Annotated in this window: 17 protein-coding genes and 3 tRNA genes; 10 read left to right on the forward strand and 10 right to left on the reverse strand. The window is 39.9% G+C overall.

What is annotated here, in order from left to right; translation table 11 throughout:
- Positions 1–10 precede the first annotated feature (10 nt).
- The 3 genes from I6E70_RS19140 to I6E70_RS19150 all read left to right on the forward strand — a co-directional run bounded on the left by I6E70_RS19140 (position 11) and on the right by I6E70_RS19150 (position 355).
- Positions 11–85: transfer RNA gene (locus tag I6E70_RS19140), tRNA-Gln, on the forward strand.
- A gap of 71 nt (positions 86–156) precedes the next feature.
- Positions 157–241: transfer RNA gene (locus I6E70_RS19145), tRNA-Leu, on the forward strand.
- Positions 242–280: 39 nt separating this feature from the next.
- Positions 281–355 (forward strand) — tRNA-Gln (locus I6E70_RS19150).
- A 41-nt stretch (positions 356–396) separates the two neighbouring features.
- Here the strand turns inward: I6E70_RS19150 and I6E70_RS19155 are convergent.
- Together I6E70_RS19155 and I6E70_RS19160 are read right to left on the reverse strand one after the other, a co-directional pair.
- Positions 397–1,980, reverse strand: a complete 1,584-nt coding sequence (locus tag I6E70_RS19155; protein WP_007585601.1) for a putative bifunctional diguanylate cyclase/phosphodiesterase — start codon at positions 1,978–1,980, stop codon at positions 397–399.
- A gap of 154 nt (positions 1,981–2,134) precedes the next feature.
- Complete coding sequence (locus I6E70_RS19160; RefSeq protein WP_101216149.1) at positions 2,135–3,391, reverse strand: FAD-dependent monooxygenase; 1,257 nt, start codon at positions 3,389–3,391, stop codon at positions 2,135–2,137.
- 169 nt (positions 3,392–3,560) lie between these two features.
- Here I6E70_RS19160 and miaB point away from each other — a divergent pair, with 169 nt between their 5' ends.
- The 5 genes from miaB to lnt are packed head-to-tail and all read left to right on the forward strand — an operon-like array spanning position 3,561 to position 9,019.
- Positions 3,561–5,009 (forward strand): tRNA (N6-isopentenyl adenosine(37)-C2)-methylthiotransferase MiaB, encoded by a 1,449-nt coding sequence (gene miaB, locus I6E70_RS19165; protein WP_101216148.1) that lies wholly within the window; start codon positions 3,561–3,563, stop codon positions 5,007–5,009.
- A 50-nt stretch (positions 5,010–5,059) separates the two neighbouring features.
- A complete protein-coding gene (locus I6E70_RS19170; RefSeq protein ID WP_007585598.1) occupies positions 5,060–6,118 on the forward strand; it encodes a PhoH family protein in 1,059 nt (352 codons plus the stop codon).
- A 4-nt stretch (positions 6,119–6,122) separates the two neighbouring features.
- The gene (gene ybeY, locus I6E70_RS19175; protein ID WP_002958542.1) at positions 6,123–6,581 is read left to right on the forward strand and encodes an rRNA maturation RNase YbeY; all 459 of its coding nucleotides are present in this window, start codon (positions 6,123–6,125) and stop codon (positions 6,579–6,581) included.
- A 22-nt stretch (positions 6,582–6,603) separates the two neighbouring features.
- Positions 6,604–7,488, forward strand: coding sequence for a CNNM family magnesium/cobalt transport protein CorC (corC, locus tag I6E70_RS19180; RefSeq protein ID WP_007585597.1), 885 nt, complete (start codon positions 6,604–6,606; stop codon positions 7,486–7,488).
- Complete coding sequence (lnt, locus tag I6E70_RS19185) at positions 7,469–9,019, forward strand: apolipoprotein N-acyltransferase (protein ID WP_197189395.1); 1,551 nt, start codon at positions 7,469–7,471, stop codon at positions 9,017–9,019. Before corC ends, lnt begins: the two co-directional genes overlap by 20 nt.
- Before the next feature lie 54 nt (positions 9,020–9,073).
- On the opposite strand, the gene I6E70_RS19190 is transcribed toward lnt, so the two are convergent.
- The 3 genes from I6E70_RS19190 to I6E70_RS19200 form a co-directional block, all read right to left on the reverse strand.
- Complete coding sequence (locus tag I6E70_RS19190; RefSeq protein WP_007585594.1) at positions 9,074–10,339, reverse strand: hypothetical protein; 1,266 nt, start codon at positions 10,337–10,339, stop codon at positions 9,074–9,076.
- Between the two features lie 41 nt (positions 10,340–10,380).
- A complete protein-coding gene (locus I6E70_RS19195; protein ID WP_169059891.1) occupies positions 10,381–11,391 on the reverse strand; it encodes an RDD family protein in 1,011 nt (336 codons plus the stop codon).
- A 152-nt stretch (positions 11,392–11,543) separates the two neighbouring features.
- A complete protein-coding gene (locus tag I6E70_RS19200; RefSeq protein WP_197189396.1) occupies positions 11,544–12,629 on the reverse strand; it encodes an alkene reductase in 1,086 nt (361 codons plus the stop codon).
- A gap of 180 nt (positions 12,630–12,809) precedes the next feature.
- Here I6E70_RS19200 and I6E70_RS19205 point away from each other — a divergent pair, with 180 nt between their 5' ends.
- Together I6E70_RS19205 and I6E70_RS19210 are read left to right on the forward strand one after the other, a co-directional pair.
- On the forward strand, positions 12,810–13,577 hold the full coding sequence (locus tag I6E70_RS19205; protein WP_197189397.1) for a hypothetical protein: 768 nt from the start codon (positions 12,810–12,812) through the stop codon (positions 13,575–13,577).
- 82 nt (positions 13,578–13,659) lie between these two features.
- On the forward strand, positions 13,660–14,184 hold the full coding sequence (locus tag I6E70_RS19210; protein ID WP_197189398.1) for a CIA30 family protein: 525 nt from the start codon (positions 13,660–13,662) through the stop codon (positions 14,182–14,184).
- Between the two features lie 21 nt (positions 14,185–14,205).
- On the opposite strand, the gene I6E70_RS19215 is transcribed toward I6E70_RS19210, so the two are convergent.
- The 5 genes from I6E70_RS19215 to I6E70_RS19235 form a co-directional block, all read right to left on the reverse strand.
- Entirely contained in the window at positions 14,206–14,742 is a 537-nt protein-coding gene (locus I6E70_RS19215) for a hypothetical protein (RefSeq protein ID WP_197189399.1), read from the reverse strand.
- A 146-nt stretch (positions 14,743–14,888) separates the two neighbouring features.
- Positions 14,889–15,143: a hypothetical protein gene (locus tag I6E70_RS19220; protein WP_101164092.1), complete on the reverse strand. Its 255-nt coding sequence runs from the start codon at positions 15,141–15,143 to the stop codon at positions 14,889–14,891.
- Between the two features lie 25 nt (positions 15,144–15,168).
- Positions 15,169–15,645, reverse strand: a complete 477-nt coding sequence (locus I6E70_RS19225) for an FKBP-type peptidyl-prolyl cis-trans isomerase (RefSeq protein WP_007585579.1) — start codon at positions 15,643–15,645, stop codon at positions 15,169–15,171.
- Positions 15,645–18,068, reverse strand: a complete 2,424-nt coding sequence (locus I6E70_RS19230; RefSeq protein ID WP_231620147.1) for a Lon protease family protein — start codon at positions 18,066–18,068, stop codon at positions 15,645–15,647. The genes I6E70_RS19225 and I6E70_RS19230 overlap by 1 nt, the downstream gene beginning before the upstream one ends.
- Before the next feature lie 77 nt (positions 18,069–18,145).
- Positions 18,146–18,604 (reverse strand): zinc ribbon-containing protein, encoded by a 459-nt coding sequence (locus I6E70_RS19235; RefSeq protein WP_007585575.1) that lies wholly within the window; start codon positions 18,602–18,604, stop codon positions 18,146–18,148.
- Positions 18,605–18,623 lie beyond the last annotated feature (19 nt).

Here is an 18,623-nt window from a genome sequence, read left to right on the forward strand (position 1 = left end):
AATTCTTTGTTGGGATATCGCCAAGCGGTAAGGCACCAGGTTTTGATCCTGGCATTCCCAGGTTCAAATCCTGGTATCCCAGCCAACTTCTTCTATCAAGGAAAGTTGGATAAAAGAATTGCTCTAGCTTAGAGTTTAAATTAGCAACTTAGTGATGCGGGAGTGGCGGAATTGGTAGACGCGCTGGATTTAGGTTCCAGTAACTTAGGTTGTGAGAGTTCAAGTCTCTCCTTCCGCACCATGTTCTTATTAAGAACTAAAACTAATTCAAATTTATAGTTGGGATATCGCCAAGCGGTAAGGCACCAGGTTTTGATCCTGGCATTCCCAGGTTCAAATCCTGGTATCCCAGCCAATTTGACTCCCCTATCTAAAACTTCTCAATACTCATTAAATTCAACTTACTTTTTCTGCACTTAAATAAACATTTATAAATTCATCTATATTTATTGGTTTGCTATATAAATACCCTTGTAAATAATCACAGTTAAGACTCAACAACGCCTGTTCTACCTCTTTAGTTTCTATTCCCTCAGCAACTACATCGCAATTTAATCGACTCGCTAAAAACAATGTAGATTCTACAATGGCGTAATCAGGTGAGTTAGTAAGCATATCTTTGACAAACGACTGATCAATTTTTATTTGATTAATCGGCAGCTCTCTTAATAACGACAGTGACGAAAAGCCAGTACCAAAGTCATCAACACTAAATTTAAACCCGCGCATACTCAACTGTTGCATCATTTTTCTAGCAGCCGGTATATTTGTCATCATTGCACCTTCTGTAATTTCAAAAATTAACGAGTCGCTTAATGTAGGGTCGGTTGCGAGTAAACTAATTATAAAATCGTAAAACTCGCTGCTTTCAATATCTTTCGTCGATAAGTTGACATGTATAGTACCGGTGAAACCAAATAGCTTGAGCTTTCTAATATGATTAACGGCTTCTTGTACAACCCATTTCGATAAAGGAAAAATAAGCCCTGTACGCTCAGCTACGGTTATAAACTTTTCTGGACTAATAAAGCTACCATCATCTTGCGGCCATCGGATAAGCGCTTCTAGGCCATGTAATTGCAGATCTTTAGAGTCCATTATGGGTTGTAAATAAAGCTCAAACTCATCTTTATGTAATGCCACTTTAATTTTGGCTGATAGATCAAAAAAGTCCTCAGCTCGTTTACCTATTGCAGATGAGTAATTTACCAAAGGTTGAAATGTTTTTTTAGCTTCATGCAGTGCCAAGTCAGCTTTTTTTAATAGCTGATCGGGCAATCGGCTATCATCAGGAAAACGGCTTACGCCTATACTTAATTGTATTTTAACCATTTGCTCATTCGTACAAAACGGACTTTTGACGGCTGAGTTTATAATGTTTACACAATAATTCATGCTTTCATCTGTATCGGTATGCAATAAAAAAGCAAACTCATCGCCACCTATTCGATATAACTTAGCAATGCCGCATAATTCTTTATTTAGTTTATTGGCAAATGCAGCCAAGAGTTGGTCACCACACTGATGCCCAAACGCATCATTAATTTGTTTAAAGTTATTTAAGTCGATATAAAATAGTGAAAATGGGGAAGGATATTCAACTTGTTTACTTAAAGATTTAAAAAATTTATCGCGGTTAGGTAGAGTTGTTAAGTTATCGTGCTCAGTTTGATATTTTTGATACTGCGTTGCTTGCTCTATTTTAAGAATACTTTTTAAGCTCAGTTTAATAACTAAAAAAACAAACCCACCACCGCCAAGTAACAACATAGCCACCATATTCATAACGACGGGTGCAATGTCGTGGTTTGAAAAATAATAGAGTATCCACCAATACCCTATAATAAAAAAAATAATAGCGCATAGCAGTACACTCCATGCTCTTTGCGATGTTTTTTTGCAAACTTTAACGGTTGTTTTTAAGCTAGCAACAAGCAGTAGCGCACCTAAAATAATTATTACTGTAAAAAAATTATCCACACACAGGCTCTTTAAAGTTATTAAATTGCGATTTAGTGATGTAACACCAGTTAAATTAAAACCGTGTTCAATATAGCCGAGTCACTATTTGCTGACTTAAAAACAGACATAAAAAAAGGCTCATAAATGAGCCTTTCTAATATCTACTTTAAATTTAGCCTAAATCACCACTAATTGCGTATTTTAAAACCCAGTTTTTTATCGGCCCCGTATTATTAGCCATTTTTAAAAACTGGCTGCGTGCCCATTTAAGTGGCGTAATTTGATTAGAAAACCCAAAGTAACACGCGTCCATCATGCTCATCATTAATAAATTAGCCCTGCGGCGAGCTCGCTCGTATTCTTTAAGTTTTAGTGGGCAACCTATATCTCCTGCTTCGTTTAAAACCTCAGCAAGTGCCACTACGTCCTGAAAACCTAAATTAACGCCCTGCCCAGCAAGGGGATTAATTGTATGTGCAGCGTCGCCTACTAAAACCAAGCGCCCTTGCGAATAATTATTAGCATGTTGGCGAGTAAGCGGAAATACTGCATGGGTTTGTACTTCAAAGTCTCCAGCAAGTTCTGGGAATTTATTCAGTATGTGCGTTTTTAACTGAGTTGGGCTTAGCCCTTTAAATGCTTGCAATGTATTTGCATCGTCGTACCAAATTAAATTAGCGTACGGTGCCTGCATTGGTAAAAATGCTAACGGCCCACTTGGTGTAAACTGTTGCCATGTTTTAATTTGTTGCGGTGCATCGAGTTTAATTAATACCCCCATGCAATGCTGTTGGTACTGCCAACCCGTAATACCAATATTAGCTTTAGCACGCAGCTGCGATTGTCCACCATCGGCGGCAATTACTAAATCAGCTGTATAGGTTTGATCACCATACACAAGCGTAATTAAATCATCCGTTTGCTCTATTTTAGTTACCGGCAATGATTGCTCAATAACCTCAATCTTATAATGCCCAAATTGCTGCCACAAACTTGCTTGAATTAAACTATTTTCAATCAAGTGGCCTAAATGTGTCGTGTTTATGTCGGCGCAATCAAATAATAAATTGTCACCACCGCGCTCAAAAGCCTCTAATTGTTGATAAGGCGCTATACGGTTTTGCCTTAAAAGAGGCATAGCCCCTAATTCATCAAGTAAATTTTCTGAAAAACGATTAATAGCAGACACTCTAATATCCACCTTATCGCTACTAAGAATGTGCGATGGGTCTATTAGGTGTTTTTCAATTATGCGCACGCCAAAGCCTTGCTGAGCCAGCTTTATCGCCATAGCCGCGCCAACCATGCCCCCGCCAACCACTATCACATTATTTTTGGTCATGTTTTTCATCATTTTATTATTACTTGAGTCTGTTTTGATTGTATCAAAATTAATTTGTTTTATACCAGAGGATATCCCTAACAGCACATTAAACTCGCCCCGTATTGATTTGAGATCACAAACATGAAAACTATACTTGGATCTGGGCGGGTATCCAGCTAAAATACGCCTCCTTTAAGTGAGCATGCTTGCTCCTTAATCCTGTTTCTAGCACATTTTTGTGCCACTATCGAATTGAACACGAGGCAATATTTCAATGAGCAAAAAGCTGCATATTAAAACCTGGGGTTGTCAGATGAACGAATACGACTCTCAGAAAATGGCTGAACTTTTAGATGCCACCAACGGCTACCAGCTAACTGATGATGCAACAGATGCCGACGTAATCTTACTTAACACCTGTTCAATTCGTGAAAAAGCACAAGAAAAAGTATTTCACCAGTTAGGTCGTTGGAAATTGTTAAAAGACGACAAGCCAGACTTAATAATTGGTGTAGGTGGTTGTGTTGCCTCACAAGAAGGTGACTCTATTCGCCAACGCGCACCATTTGTAGATGTTATTTTTGGCCCGCAAACATTGCATCGTTTACCAGAAATGATTAAACAAGTGCAAGGCAACAAAGGCTCATCGGTTGTTGATATTTCATTCCCAGAGATTGAAAAGTTTGACCGCCTGCCAGAGCCAAAAGCGGATGGCCCATCTGCGTTTGTATCAATTATGGAAGGCTGTTCTAAATACTGTACTTTTTGTGTTGTACCATATACTCGCGGCGAAGAAGTTAGCCGCCCAGTAGATGACGTACTACTTGAAATTGCACAGCTTGCTGAGCAAAACGTACGTGAAGTAAACCTACTAGGCCAAAACGTAAACGCATACCGCGGCGACACACACGATGGCGAAATATGTTATTTCTCAGATTTGATTCGTCTTATTGCTGCTATTGATGGTATTGACCGTATTCGTTACACCACATCGCACCCGGTAGAATTTACGCCTGATATAATCGACGTTTACGCTGATGTACCAGAGCTTGTAGATCACTTACACCTACCAGTACAAAGTGGTTCAGACCGTATATTAAACCTAATGAAACGTGGCCATACGGCAATTGAATACAAATCGACAATTCGTAAGTTACGCAAAATTCGTCCTAACTTAAGCATGTCGTCAGATTTCATTATTGGTTTCCCAGGCGAAAGTAAAGAAGACTTTGAAGCGACCATGAAGCTTATTAGCGACATTGGTTTTGATATGAGCTTTAGCTTTATTTACAGTGCCCGCCCAGGTACGCCAGCGGCAGATTTGCCAGATGACGTAACAGAGCAAGAGAAAAAAGAACGCTTATACTTACTACAAAACCGTATTACACAAATGGCGCAGCAAATTAGCCGTCAAATGTTCGATACAGAGCAACGTATACTTGTTGAAGGTCCTTCTAAAAAGAACCCGATGGAATTACGTGGCCGTACCGAAAATAACCGTGTAGTAAATTTTGTTGGCCCGCACACAGTGATCGGACAGTTTGTTGACGTACGTATTACCGAAGCACTACCTAACTCTTTACGTGGTGACTTAATTCGTACAGAATCAGAAATGAACTTACGACGTGAAATCGCGCCTTCAGCTATTTTAACTAAAGCTGCAGCTGCAGAGCCAAAACCAGACACTGTTAACGAAATTGGCGTAGCTTCTTTCGTTCCTTAGTCACACTATTAGCGCCAGTTAACGCTGGCGCAGTACTATAGGAAGCAATTTTGAGTAATCAGTTAAAAACATTAGAGATTTATTTAGAACCTGCCGATAACAAACGCCTTTCTTCTTTATGTGGCCCGTTTGACGAAAACATCAAACAAATTGAACGCCACCTGGCTGTTGAAATAATTCACCGTGACAACTTTTTTAAAGTAACCGGTAAACTACACAACTGCGCCGGCGCTGTAGAAATCTTAAAAAACCTTTATGTTGATACTCAGCCAGTTCGTGGTGTTTTAGGCGAAATAGAACCCGAAGCCGTTCATTTAGCTATTACCGAATCAAAAGCCCTAGAGCAAGACGCATCAAGCAGCGCTTACGGCAAAGAAATGGTGATTAAAACGCGCCGTGGTGTGATTAAACCACGTAACGATAACCAAGGTGTTTATGTGGCTAATATTTTAAACCACGACATTACCTTTGGTATAGGCCCTGCTGGTACTGGTAAAACCTACCTTGCAGTTGCTGCCGCTGTTGACGCCCTTGAGCGCCAAGAAATACGCCGCATATTATTAACGCGCCCTGCTGTAGAAGCGGGCGAAAAGCTTGGTTTTTTACCCGGCGATTTAAGTCAAAAAATAGACCCGTACCTGCGCCCTCTTTACGACGCTCTTTTTGAAATGCTAGGTTTTGAAAAAGTAGAAAAACTCATCGAAAAAAATATCATTGAAGTCGCTCCGCTTGCTTACATGCGCGGACGCACTTTAAACGATGCCTTTATTATTTTAGATGAAAGCCAAAATACCACCGCCGAGCAAATGAAAATGTTTTTAACCCGTATAGGGTTTAACTCAAAAGCGGTTATTACAGGCGATATAACACAGGTTGATTTACCTCGTGGCACACGTTCAGGCCTTCGCCATGCAATGGAAGTACTTGATGGCGTAAACGAAATTAGTTTTAACTACTTTAAAGCCCAAGACGTAGTACGCCACCCTGTTGTAGCCCGCATAGTTGAAGCCTACGAGCGAAACGACGAAAGCGAGCGACTAAAGCGCATTGAAAAGCAAAATGCAAAAGACGCACTTGCTGCTCTTCAACAGCCTACTACTAAAGAGTAATACTTTGACAACCGAACTTGATTTACAAATAGCCTGTGAGTTTGACAACCTCCCAAGCGAAGAGCAATTTGCACTGTGGGCCGACAAAGCCCTTAGCCAATACCGTGACGAGTCAGAACTCAGTATCGTTATTAGCGACGAAGCGCAATCGCAACAACTTAATAACGACTATCGCGGTAAAAATAAACCGACCAACGTACTGTCGTTCGAATTTGAAGCACCACCAGGAATAGATATTCCCCTGGTTGGTGATTTAATTATTTGCCCAGCCATTGTATTAGCTGAAGCAATTGAGCAAGAGAAGTCATTTCATGACCACTTTGCCCACATGGTTATTCACGGATGCTTGCATTTGCTTGGATTTGACCATATAAAGAGTGACGATGCTTTAGAGATGGAAAGCATCGAAAAGCAATTACTTGCAGAGCTAAACATAGCAGACCCATACCGGGACGATATTTAAATTAACGGAGCAATTAGACGCAATGAGCGACGGTAACTCGCAATCTAGCCAGGGTTCTTCTGGCAAAACGTGGTTGGGCAGAATAGCCCAAATGTTGCAAGGGGAACCCCAGAATAGAGAAGAGCTGGTCGAAGTTATTGCCGATGCGCAAGAACGAGACGTAATCGATCCTGAAACAAAAGAGATGATAGAAGGTGTGCTTGGCGTGTCTGAGCTTAAAGTGCGAGACATAATGGTTCCGCGCTCACAAATGATCACTCTTGAGATCGACAGCCCGCTTGAAGAGCTAATTCCAATGATGGTTGACTCAACTCACTCACGTTTTCCTGTGGTGATTGAAGACAAAGACCATGTAGAAGGTTTTTTACTCGCTAAAGATTTATTGCCACTGATCTTAAATAAAGACGAGCATTTACCATCAATACGCGATTATTTACGCCCAGCAATGGTAGTACCTGAGAGCAAACGTGTTGATACATTGCTAAACGAATTCCGTCAGCAACGCTACCATATGGCTGTTGTTATTGACGAATACGGCGGCGTATCGGGCTTGGTAACGATTGAAGATATTCTTGAAATAATTGTTGGCGAAATCGAAGATGAGCACGACGAAGAAGAAGAACATCAAGATATTCGTCGACTTGCTAAACATGTTCACGTAGTGCAAGCACTCACACCTGTAGATGACTTTAACGAGCATTTTAAAACAGGCTACAGCACAGACGAAGCCGATACTATTGGCGGCACTGTACTGCACGCATTTGGCCATATGCCAAGCCGTGGTGAAACGATTGACATAGAAGGTTACCAATTTAAAGTAACCAACGCCGACAATCGTCGTATTTTGCAACTGCAAGTCACCGTTCCTAAGGCTGATGATAACGACAGTGAAGAAACTGCTAACTAGACTTACCCTATTAGCAAAAGATAAAAAAGCATGGCTCGCACTCGTTGCGGGCCTTGTTTTAACTTTTGGCTACGCCCCCTTTGAAATTTGGCCCATCGTATTTATTAGCCTTGGTGCCATAATTTTTTGCGTCAACCCCAATAATACCGGTAAAGCACACGCAAAAACCGCTGCTAAATATGGCTTTATATTTGGCTTAGGCTGGTTTGGTGCAGGTATAAGCTGGGTACATGTTTCTATTGCCACCTTTGGCGGTATGCCGCTTATAGCGTCGCTTTCGTTAATAGCTTTTTTGTGCGCCTACTTAGCGTTATTTCCCGCACTGGCCTTTTGGGCAACTACACGCTTTGCCAGTGGCCCTAAAAGCTTTGGCGCATTACTAATTGCCTGCTTTGCAATTAGTGAGTATTTACGTGGCACCGTACTTACCGGTTTCCCGTGGTTAAGTTTTGGCTACACACAAACCGACGGACCTTTAAGGCGGCTTGCCCCTTATATTGGCGAGTTTGGCTTAACACTTACCTGTGTCGCTATTGGCTTTGCACTGTATAGACTTACCCAAAAAGATTTTAAAACCCCGGCGGTTACTGCGACAGCTGTTGCGCTTATTTTTACAGGCGCAAGCACCACCGGCAGTATTCATTACACAGATAAAAACATGTCAGTATTGCTCGTACAAGGGAACATACAGCAACACCTGCGCTTTGAGCCAAGTGAGTTTTGGACCACAATGAGCAAATACCAAGACCTGACACGCCCACATTGGGATGCCGACTTAATAGTATGGCCAGAAGCCGCAGTGCCTGAAATAGAAATGCTTGCTGATTCCTACCTAGCCAATTTAGACAGTGCAGCCTCGTTTAATAAAACCGCCCTTGTAACCGGTATTGTTGACTATCAGCGAGACACCAAAAATATATTCAACACGCTTATTGTGGTCGGTAATAAAGAACGCGGCGACGAGCACGGGCATTATCATTACCTTGATAAAAACCGCTATCAAAAACACCAGCTGTTACCTATTGGCGAATTTGTACCGTTTCAAGACTTTTTGCGCCCTATTGCCCCATTATTCGATTTACCTATGTCGTCGTTTACGCGTGGCGAAAAAGTGCAAAACAACTTGCGTGCCAACGGCTTTAATTTACTACCCGCTATTTGCTACGAAATTGTTTTTGCAGATTTAGTACGCGGTAATTACAAAAGCGACTCCGACCTACTCTTTACAGTAAGTAACGATGCCTGGTTTGGTGACTCTATTGGGCCTTTGCAACATATGCAAATAGCCCGTATGCGCGCGCTCGAACTACAACGCCCTCTAGTGCGTGTTACTAACAATGGTGTAAGCGCCGTATACGACCCTATAAGCCACGCACAACAAACCATGCCACAGTTTGAAGCTACAACATTGAAAGCTAACATTAAGCTCATAAAAGGTGACAGCGTGTACAGCCAATACGGCAATGTGTTTGTATGGGGATTTGTGTTGTTGATGGGGGTTGTTGGATTTGGGGTTAGGTTTAGAAGTTAAGCTCGCTATTTAAGATGTAGGGCCTACATATTTAGCTCTACATTTTTAAAGTGTTTAATTAGCTTCTAAAGCCATTTCTTCTAAAGATAACCTTAGTAAGTAGCTACACCATTCCCTTAAATTTAGCAGACTAACTTGGTAGTACTCTCTAGCGTTACTCATTGTATTGCTATCTAATAGTGGTACCGCACTGCCTGAATATGAATTATCGACAAACCTAGTTCCTTGGTGAAGGTATCTTGATCTTAAACCGTAATATGAATTAATTATTTTAACTAATGGGTCATTATTGCTATCTTTTCCCACATAACTTCTCACTCTATCTGAGATCGAATGTACTTGTTGACCACAACTATCACACTTTTTACTCTTCGAAGCTCCAATCAACGACGCAACTTCTAATGAAGATATATAAAGTATCATTGCATCTTCACTTGATGATGGATGAAGTTTAGCTGCATTAGAGAATCTTAAATCGCTCTGAAAGTCAGTATTCCCCTCATCACTTGCCTCCCCTATTCTCGGAGTTGGGGAATATGTATCTAAGGTAAATGAATCTAAAGATCTGCCTGATGAAAAATGAGCATAAGAATTCAAGAGTAATTGAATTTCATAAGAGTAAATATCATTACTCAGTATGTAATCAATAAGGAAACAGGTTTTTTCTGAGATTTGAACTAAGCCATCAGCTATTGGTTTAGCATCAACCCAACTTATATCTCTAGAGTATTTATTAATTTCAATACTTGAAAACGATGAATCATTGTCACTTTGAGTATCTCGAATAATCAAACAGTTTGTACTAACAGTTAAAATTTCAATAATCGTTTTAATTTTTTCTGCTGCTTTAGCTTCTGCATCTTTAGTATCATAACCATTAATATCAACTATCAATTTAATTGAGCTATTACCTGTTGGTTTTAAAACAAAACTTTTACCTGAGTATGCGGCAATAGAACCCCTAATAACTTCAAGAGAAGTACTAAATCTGAATTTAGAAATCAGTTTTTTATAATCTAAACTATTTTTAACTAGCTCTCTAATAACTTTTAGGTCGCTTATAATTTCATCACTTTCGATATAATCAGAGAACATGACCGCGACTAAATTTCCTTTTTGTTTATACCTGACCGAAACCTCGAAAGAACCTTTAGCTTTATAGTTCATACGTCCTAAAATTATTTGTTTAGAACCTAGCTTTTTATACGGAGAGTAATGCCAAGCACACTTACCAAAGTGATCTCTAATACTTGCCCATAAAGATCTCAAAAAATGATTACTTTCATTTTCATTATTTAATCCTTCAAGTAAGACTTCCAAATAGATATACCTATAGTTTAATTAAATTATGTTAATTGGAGTTAGTCCTTCACTGCTTCTTCTACCGTTTCAACATTTACAACTTGATTCAAGTCGCCTTTAATAACCACAGTGGCTGATATTTTATCTTGAATGGCTTGTCTGTTTGGATCCCAATATATCTGTAAAAACCCTAATAACCCCGTAGCAAAACCTGCCCCGTAGCCGCCGTAGCGACCAAAACAATCTAATAAACCTAATGGCTCGCCGCTTAGGGCGACAACACGGATATTACATGCTTTTTTACCCGGTGTTTGGCCGCGCCAAAGTAACGAGAACAACGTAAAGTAAACAGCAGCCCAGCCAAAACCTAAGCCTAGGTCTTGAATAATGCCTTTGCTCCACTGCAAAATACTATTTGTGGTTGTTTGTGCAGGTTTTTCTTCTATTAACTGTGCAGGCTTTATTTCGTTATTTTCACTGAGCACTAGTAGCTGTAAAAGTACGATAGCAAGTTGTGGGTTTTGTAGGTCGTCCATTTCTGCTAATTTAGGTACTTGCCCGATTAAATTATCAAGCGCGTTTTGTTGGCAAGGTTCCTCACAGCTGTCATCGGCTGTTTGCGCTAAATAAGTATTTACCTGTTGTTTTTCTGTGGGAGTAAGCTGAATTTCATCTTGTATTTTTACGCCCTGAACAGCTAAAGCTTGATCAGCCTTATCGTCTTCTAGGTAATCTATGCCAATTGAAAGCACAGTAAGTGCGCTTACAAATAAAATACTTGCTGCCGTTATTTTTAAAATTCTTCGCCACACATTCGACATTTTTGGAAGGTATTGCTGTGCCGTACCTTTATAAAAGGCCATTGCAGCAACAAATGCTATTAAAGCCGCGCTGAGTTTGGCTGCTAAAAATATCAGTGCTACATCAATAATAATAGCTAGTGCACGCCGAATTGGCGTAGCTAAAGGCAAGCCCAGTAAAGCACTGTCAATTTTAAAGGCGTAGGGTGTAATAACTTCTCGGGTTTCAGAATTTGATAATTCTAATTGTTCTATCTCTTTGGCTTTCATTTATTTTCTTGTTATTAAAATAGGTAACCCGGTTAACTTACGCGTTTTTTATTTTTTGCTCAAGATAAAGCTAATAGAATCAGTGCACAAAAAAGGGCTGCATAAAATGCAGCCCTTCATGTTTTTACTCAATGTTTATTACTGACTAGCAATTATACCGTTGGATAATCGGTATAGCCTTGCTCTGCACCACCAAACAAAGTGTCGGGGTTGTGGCTGTTAAGAGGCTTGCCTTGCTTTAAGCGTGCTGGTAAGTCTGGGTTTGATACAAATGGGCGACCAAAACCAATCATGTCGGCCCAGCCTTCGCTAAGTGCTTTGTCTGCGCGCTCTTTTGTGTACTTGCCTGCGTAAATTAATACACCGCTGTAGGCTTTACGAATAGCGTGTTTAAACTCAACACTCATTAAAGGTGCGTCATCCCAATCAGCTTCGGCTATATGCATGTAACCTACGCTGGCTTTATTTAATGCCTCAGAAACCGCTAAATAAGTTTCCTCAGGGTTTTCGTCTACTGTGCCATTAAGAGTTGTTAACGGGGCTAGTCTTACGCCTACTTTGCTGCTACCAATTTCGTCGCTAACAGCATTTACCACTTCAATTAAAAAACGTATTCGGTTTTGCACGCTGCCACCATATTCATCGGTGCGAGCATTTGATTCTGAATCTAAAAATTGGTTAATAAGGTAACCATTTGCAGCATGAAGCTCTATGCCATCAAATCCTGCATTAACTGCATTTTTAGCAGCTTGGCGAAATTCGCCTATGACATGCGTAATATCTTGTTTGCTCATTTCGCGTGGGAGTTGGGTGTCTACAAACCCCGGTGCGCCGTTTGTATCTACAAATACTTTTACGTCTTTTGCAGCAATGGCCGAGGCTGAAATAGGCTGCACGCCACCGGTGTTGTCACTATGAGTTACACGGCCAACATGCCAAAGCTGAGCAAACATCACGCCACCAGCGCTATGTACTGCGCTTGTTACTTTACTCCAACCTACAACTTGCTCATTTGAATAAATACCCGGAGTCCAAGCGTAGCCTTTGCCAAGTTCACTAATTTGTGTGCCTTCACTTACAATTAGCCCGGCACTTGCGCGCTGTGCGTAATATGTTGCCATTAAGTCGTTAGCTATATCGCCAGGCTGTGTTGAACGCGAGCGAGTCATTGGGGGCATAACAATACGGTTTTTTAATGTTTTACCTGCAAGTTCTATTGGTTCAAAAAGTAATGTCATAATGCCTCCTAAGTTTGATTGCGTTCATAATAACGTAACAAAGCACATGCAAAAACAACAAAAACTGCAAAATAGTTTTGTTGTATCTGCAATAAAGCTACAAAGTAAAACACATTAACTTTAGGTGAACTAAATGTATTTTATTGACTCTTAACAGCACTATTAAGTTGAGGGTTTGATGTGAATAAAGGGAATGCGTGGCCGTGGGTTATCTCGTTATGTATACATGGCGTGTTGCTGTACTTATTACTTTCACATAAATTACTTTCGCAAAAAATAAAGGTTGAAGAACCTCAAACAAAAAAAGACACCGTAATAAACGCTTATGTAATGGTTAACTTATCAACGCAACCTAAGTTAAGCACCGTTAACACCACCACTAACGCACCGATTGCTGAGCCTGCAAAGTTAGAGGTAAAAAAAGCACCTGAATCTGTAAGCACTAATAAAATACCTACAACTCAAACACAAGTTACTAAAGCACCCAAACAACGTGACGAAAAACCAAAAACAGCAACAGTAACAAAGCTCACTATTACAAATAAACCCCACCCCCCTTCCCACACCGTTAATACCAACACGCAAACGTTTAAAAAACTTAACCCGTATGCGCCTATTTATAGCGCACCTATAAATAACTTAACGCATAAAAAAATGGTCACATTTGGCGAAGCAGATAACTCAGATAGTACTGATGATGCAATAGCTGCCACGCCCACAATTAAATCACCGGTTGAATCACAAAAATCGGAAGTTATTAGCCAAAATACAATAGGCACACGACGATTAGAAAAATTTAACGGTAAATGCTATTTAATTGATACTTCAACCGTATTTGGTAGTAATGGCATGCCTCAAGGTAGCGCGCAGACCTGCCCTGGTGAGCAAACTGATGATGAAATATTATTTAATAAAATTATGGATAAGTGGGCTCGTAAAAATAATTAGTTTTAAATTAGTGAACAAATACGTTATTAAAACGTATTTGTTATAAGTACTCCACTTACTTAATGCCAATTAGGAAACACGTATGACAACAAAGCAACTATCATCACTTTTTGTATTTAATTTATTAGTTGTAAGTGCACAAGCGAATGCAAACCAGCGCTGGTACGTTGTTAACGACTCAGTAATGGGCGGTGTATCTAATAGCCAAGTAACACAAACTCAAGAAAGTTTGCTTTTTACAGGCAATGTTTCGCTTGATAATAACGGCGGTTTTGCATCAATACGTACAGAGCTAAATACACAAAGCCAAAATACTAAAGCTATAGCACTGCGCGTTAAAGGCGATGGACAAACCTATCAGCTTAGGCTCAGAACTACCAATTACCTTGATGGCGCAGCGTACACCCACTCATTTAAAACAGTAAAAAATGAATGGGTAGATATAAACTTTGCTCCGAGTGATTTTACTTTAACGTATCGCGGCCGCGTGCTTGAGCAACAACCGATTATTGATTTTGATGATATAAAACAGCTAGGCTTTATGATTGCAGGTAAGCAAGAAGGTAGGTTTAAACTTGAAGTGGGTAAAATTGAGTTTAAAAGCTAACCCACCAGCATGTTGGTGGCGCTAAATAGTATAGTCGTCGCCCCGCCTCTTCATTTCACTAATAACCAGCTCAACCATTTGTTGTTTTATTGCTGCTTGCTCTGACTTTAACTCCCCTAATTGCAGCTCTAACATATCTATTTGTTCTTGCTGTTGCGTATTTTTATATTTTTTAGAGCCTAAGTGCTCTGCATCTAGAGTTAAACTCGCATCACTTTTATTTAGCTCACTTGCAGAAGTATTTATAGTTAAACTACGTTGTACGGGGCTTTGTTTAAGTTTGTTAATTTGTTCTTGCAGCGCAATAACTCGCCCAGTGAAGTGCTTGTATACTTTTTCTAGGTTTTTATATTGATTGCCAAACGTAGCGTTATCTTCACTATATTCTTGCGCTTTGGTATCTAGAAACTTTGATAACACATATTTTGGCTCTTCCTCATTTTCTTCCTCGCTCTTTTCTTCACTCGCTTTTTCAACAGGTAGTTTATCTGATTGCGCTAAAGTTTGAGCATTTGAGCTGTGTACTTGGTATGCAATGGGAGTCGGTGAAATCTTCATTATTTTATCCCTAAAATAGCTTTGTCTCTTTTATAGGTATCGACCTCGTATTAAAATTCTTGAGTAAATTTTATTGTTAGCTAAAAGCAAAAAGCCCCACTTTATTAAAGTAGGGCTTATACCAATTTATTAAACTAACTCGTTGCTTACTTAGTGCTTTGGTTATCTTGTGAGAGCGCAATAAGTGCAAGCGCCGCATTTAGGCGAGTATTTAAATTATTATAAATAGTCATTCCAAACACACCGATAATACAAACTATTAAACCCATTTGTAGGTTAACGCTCATTTCTAGTAAAAAAACAGCTGCAACTAGTAAGCATAGCGCTAATGCATAAATAATAGATTGAAAGGTAAAGTTAATATCCCCCCTAGCTATTTTAAGTAATTCGTCTTTATTCATAATTTACTTCCTTGTTATTTGATCACTAAGACTCAATTGCCAGTAACTCTACTTCAAATATAAGTACTGAGGCAGGAGGAATACTCCCTACACGTTTTTCGCCGTACGCTAATTGGTGCGGTACATATAGCGTGTATTTATCGCCGGGGCTCATAAGTTGTAAACCCTCAGTCCAACCTTTAATAACTTGGTGTAAACCAAAGCTAATCGGTGTTTTACGCTCTACTGAACTGTCAAACACAGTGCCGTCGATTAGTGTGCCGTGGTAATGCACGTTAACCATACTTTTTGGGGTTGGTGTGTTTTCGTTTTCGCTTTTATGGATTACTTTATACTGCAAGCCAGAAGTCGTTTCTACTACGCCTTCTACCTTTGCGTTAGCGGCTAAATAGTCTGCACCTATTTGTGCATTTATGCCTGCTTGTTGTTTTGCTTTTTTACTATTTTGAAATATTAAAAAACAAAAAATGGCGATAACTACCGCCAAAATTATATTAATCATCATTCACCTTTTTCGTTGTCTAGCTCTTCGTCTTTTTCGTCATCATCGCCGTTTACTATGTCGGCAATCTCTTTGAGGCGAGCAAGTGCAATACCGTTTACTGAGTTTTCTGGATACTGGTCATCAATAATATCGCCAGCTTCTATATCCATTAACAAGTTAAGCGCTTGGTCTACGGTTTCAACTGCGTAAATATTAAATTTACCCGCTTCAACCGCATTAAGTATTTCGTCATCAAGCACTAAGTTAACTTGGTTTGATTTAGGAATGATAACGCCTTGCGAACCTGTTAAACCACGCATTTTACACAGTTTAAAAAAGCCTTCTATTTTTTCGTTTACGCCACCAATGGCTTGTACATCGCCGTGTTGGTTAATAGAGCCTGTAAGCGCAATTGATTGGCTAATAGGTAGGCTTGTAATAGACGAAATAAGCGCACACAACTCTGCTAAAGATGCGCTATCGCCATCTATGTAACCATAGCTTTGCTCAATGGCAATATTAGCGCTAAGCGTTAAGCTAAAGTGCTGCGCATATTTATTACCTAAATAACCAGTAAGCAACATAACACCTTTTGAGTGAATTGCTTTACCAAGCTCAGCTTCGCGTTCAACATCTATTACGCCATCGGCGCCAGCATAAACCGTTGCCGTAATACGCGCAGGGGTACCAAATGAGGTATCGCCAATGTGTAATACGGTTAAGCCATTTACTTTACCAATGGCTTGGCCGTCGGTTGCAATAAGTGTGTGACCTTCTTTTATATCACTGAGCATATTTTCGCTAATTTGGCCGGTACGGTATTGCTTGCCTTCAATGGCTTCGTCAATATGGTGCGCGTCAATAACGGCTAATTTGTCTTGTTTTGCGTAGTAACTGGCTTCTGCAATAAGTTCAAGTACATCAGCAAAACGCGCTGATAATTTATTTTGATGCTCAGCTTGGCGGTAACTAAATTTAAGTAAACGCACCATAGCAGCCTGCGTTGCAGTGCACTTTAATGTTTGCTCGCAATACTCGGTTACTTTAGTAATAAACTGGTATTGCAATTTATCGCTACTTGGCAAGTAGTAATCAAAGTCAGCTAATACTCTAAATAGCTCTGCAAATTCTTCATCGTACTCACCTATGGTGTAGTACAACTCGCGCGAACCTAATAAAATAATTTTAACATCAAGCGGTATAAGCTGCGGGCGAAGTGTAAAGCTCGTCCCTACTGTGCTGTCTTGATACGGTAAGTCGTTTTTAATTTGATGTGTTTTTAACGCGAGTTTTAAACCATCCCACACTTGTGGGTTTGCCATGATTTTTTCAGCGTCCATAATTAAATAACCGCCATTAGCACGATGCAATGCACCAGCCTGAATTGAGCGATAACAGGTAATTAAAGAGCCTTGCGAGGTTGAATACTCAATTTTGCCAAATATATTGCCAAACGTTGGATTAGGCTCGTACACAACCGGTGCTGCGTCGTCCTCTTTAAACTCAACTAAAATGTTAGGTGCAAAAAAGTCGGTAAGCATGCCTTTGCGATCAAAGTCTTCTTTGCTTTCTTCACTTTCGTCTTCGTCATCTAGCCATTCAAGTACCGCGTCTATAATTTCAACGCGTATATCTTTTAAATAGCGCAGTACACCAATATGCGTGGCATATTTATGTTCTAAGTCTTTTAAAAGTGGTTTAGTGGCTTGCTCTGCAGTCGATTTTTTAAGGTTGCGTTGTTTTTCTTTTGATTCGCGTTTCCAACGTGGCAGCTCTATTAACGCTTCTATTAATGCATCTTCTAGCTTTTCAATTTTTTCAAAAAACTCTTCACGTAACGTTTCTTCAAGTTCGCCAAATTCGCTGTCGCTCAATTGTTTACCATCTACAAGTGGTGCAAACCCTACTGAATTTTTTTCTTCAACTAATGCAACGCTTTGCTCAAACGCCGCAATTTCTACTGCGGTAATAGCACTGTCGTAGGCATCGTTAAATTCACGATCGATTGATTTTTTCTTACGCTGATACGCTGGGTTATCAAATGCCGCAGGAAAGGTGTCGAGTACTTCATCTAAAAATGAATCTATATCGTCACTAAGTTGCTTGCTTTGACCTGGTTGCATAAACAGCGCAATAGGTTCTCTGTGGTCATCGTAATTGTTTACGTATAACCATTCGTTTGGCGTTGAGCGGTCTTTTGCGTGTTGTTTAAGTTTATCTTTAACAAGCGTAAAGCGCCCGTGAGCGGCCTCGCCCATTACATAAACGTTGTAACCCGGCAGTTCCATCCCTAATGAAAAATCTAAAGCACTTTGGGCGCGTTGTTGGCCTATAAACGTAAGTTGCTCTGGGTATGGATTGTTCATACACGTGTTTACGTGATTAGTAGAAATACTCGGTGCGAGCTTTGAAACAGATAGTGGCAGCAATTTTTTCGTCATTCTAACTTCTTTTTTTACCAGCATATTCGCTGGCCTTTGGGCGTATTAAGTGGCCCGCAGCCACTTAATACTTATATTTAAGGGTGCAGTGCCTTACGACTAAAATAGATTCCATCACATTCAATACACGGTGTAATTTGTGTAGCGTGATAAACATCGTAACTATGGGTGCAATTCTTACATACTAATGTGCCCATGGCTATCCATTCGCCTGCGTGATACACACCATTGTGCTTAAAATCTTGGCTAAGAGATTGCCACTCAAGTTGAGTTTTATCTTCTATGTGCGAAAGTTCAAACCAAAGAGACTCTTTAAGCTCTTGCCATGCAAGCGAATTATAGTGTGATTCGTTCTCTACTATATGTTCAATATCATTCTTTAAATAACTTTTGTAGAGCTCATATCTTTCTTGACTTAAATCTTTAAGCGCCTGCTCAGATTCAACAAACCCAGAAACCACATCTTTTAAACCATGCTCTTTCACATCTTTTATCCAATGGGTAAAACTGCTAAGCCATGTTTTGTAATCAGTCATTTTTTACTCCTTCAAAATT

Origin of the sequence: Pseudoalteromonas sp. NGC95, from assembly GCF_015864705.1 — a bacterium.
Lineage (GTDB): Bacteria > Pseudomonadota > Gammaproteobacteria > Enterobacterales > Alteromonadaceae > Pseudoalteromonas > Pseudoalteromonas arctica.

Excerpts from the sequence above, each read along its gene's own strand:
- I6E70_RS19230 (WP_231620147.1), bottom strand. The coding sequence starts at position 18,068 with ATGACGAAAAAATTGCTGCCACTATCTGTTTCAAAGCTCGCACCGAGT.
- I6E70_RS19220 (WP_101164092.1), bottom strand. The coding sequence starts at position 15,143 with ATGAATAAAGACGAATTACTTAAAATAGCTAGGGGGGATATTAACTTT.
- miaB (WP_101216148.1), top strand. The coding sequence starts at position 3,561 with ATGAGCAAAAAGCTGCATATTAAAACCTGGGGTTGTCAGATGAACGAA.
- I6E70_RS19215 (WP_197189399.1), bottom strand. The coding sequence starts at position 14,742 with ATGAAGATTTCACCGACTCCCATTGCATACCAAGTACACAGCTCAAAT.
- corC (WP_007585597.1), top strand. The coding sequence starts at position 6,604 with ATGAGCGACGGTAACTCGCAATCTAGCCAGGGTTCTTCTGGCAAAACG.
- I6E70_RS19210 (WP_197189398.1), top strand. The coding sequence starts at position 13,660 with ATGACAACAAAGCAACTATCATCACTTTTTGTATTTAATTTATTAGTT.
- I6E70_RS19225 (WP_007585579.1), bottom strand. The coding sequence starts at position 15,645 with ATGATTAATATAATTTTGGCGGTAGTTATCGCCATTTTTTGTTTTTTA.
- I6E70_RS19195 (WP_169059891.1), bottom strand. The coding sequence starts at position 11,391 with ATGAAAGCCAAAGAGATAGAACAATTAGAATTATCAAATTCTGAAACC.
- I6E70_RS19235 (WP_007585575.1), bottom strand. The coding sequence starts at position 18,604 with ATGACTGATTACAAAACATGGCTTAGCAGTTTTACCCATTGGATAAAA.
- I6E70_RS19200 (WP_197189396.1), bottom strand. The coding sequence starts at position 12,629 with ATGACATTACTTTTTGAACCAATAGAACTTGCAGGTAAAACATTAAAA.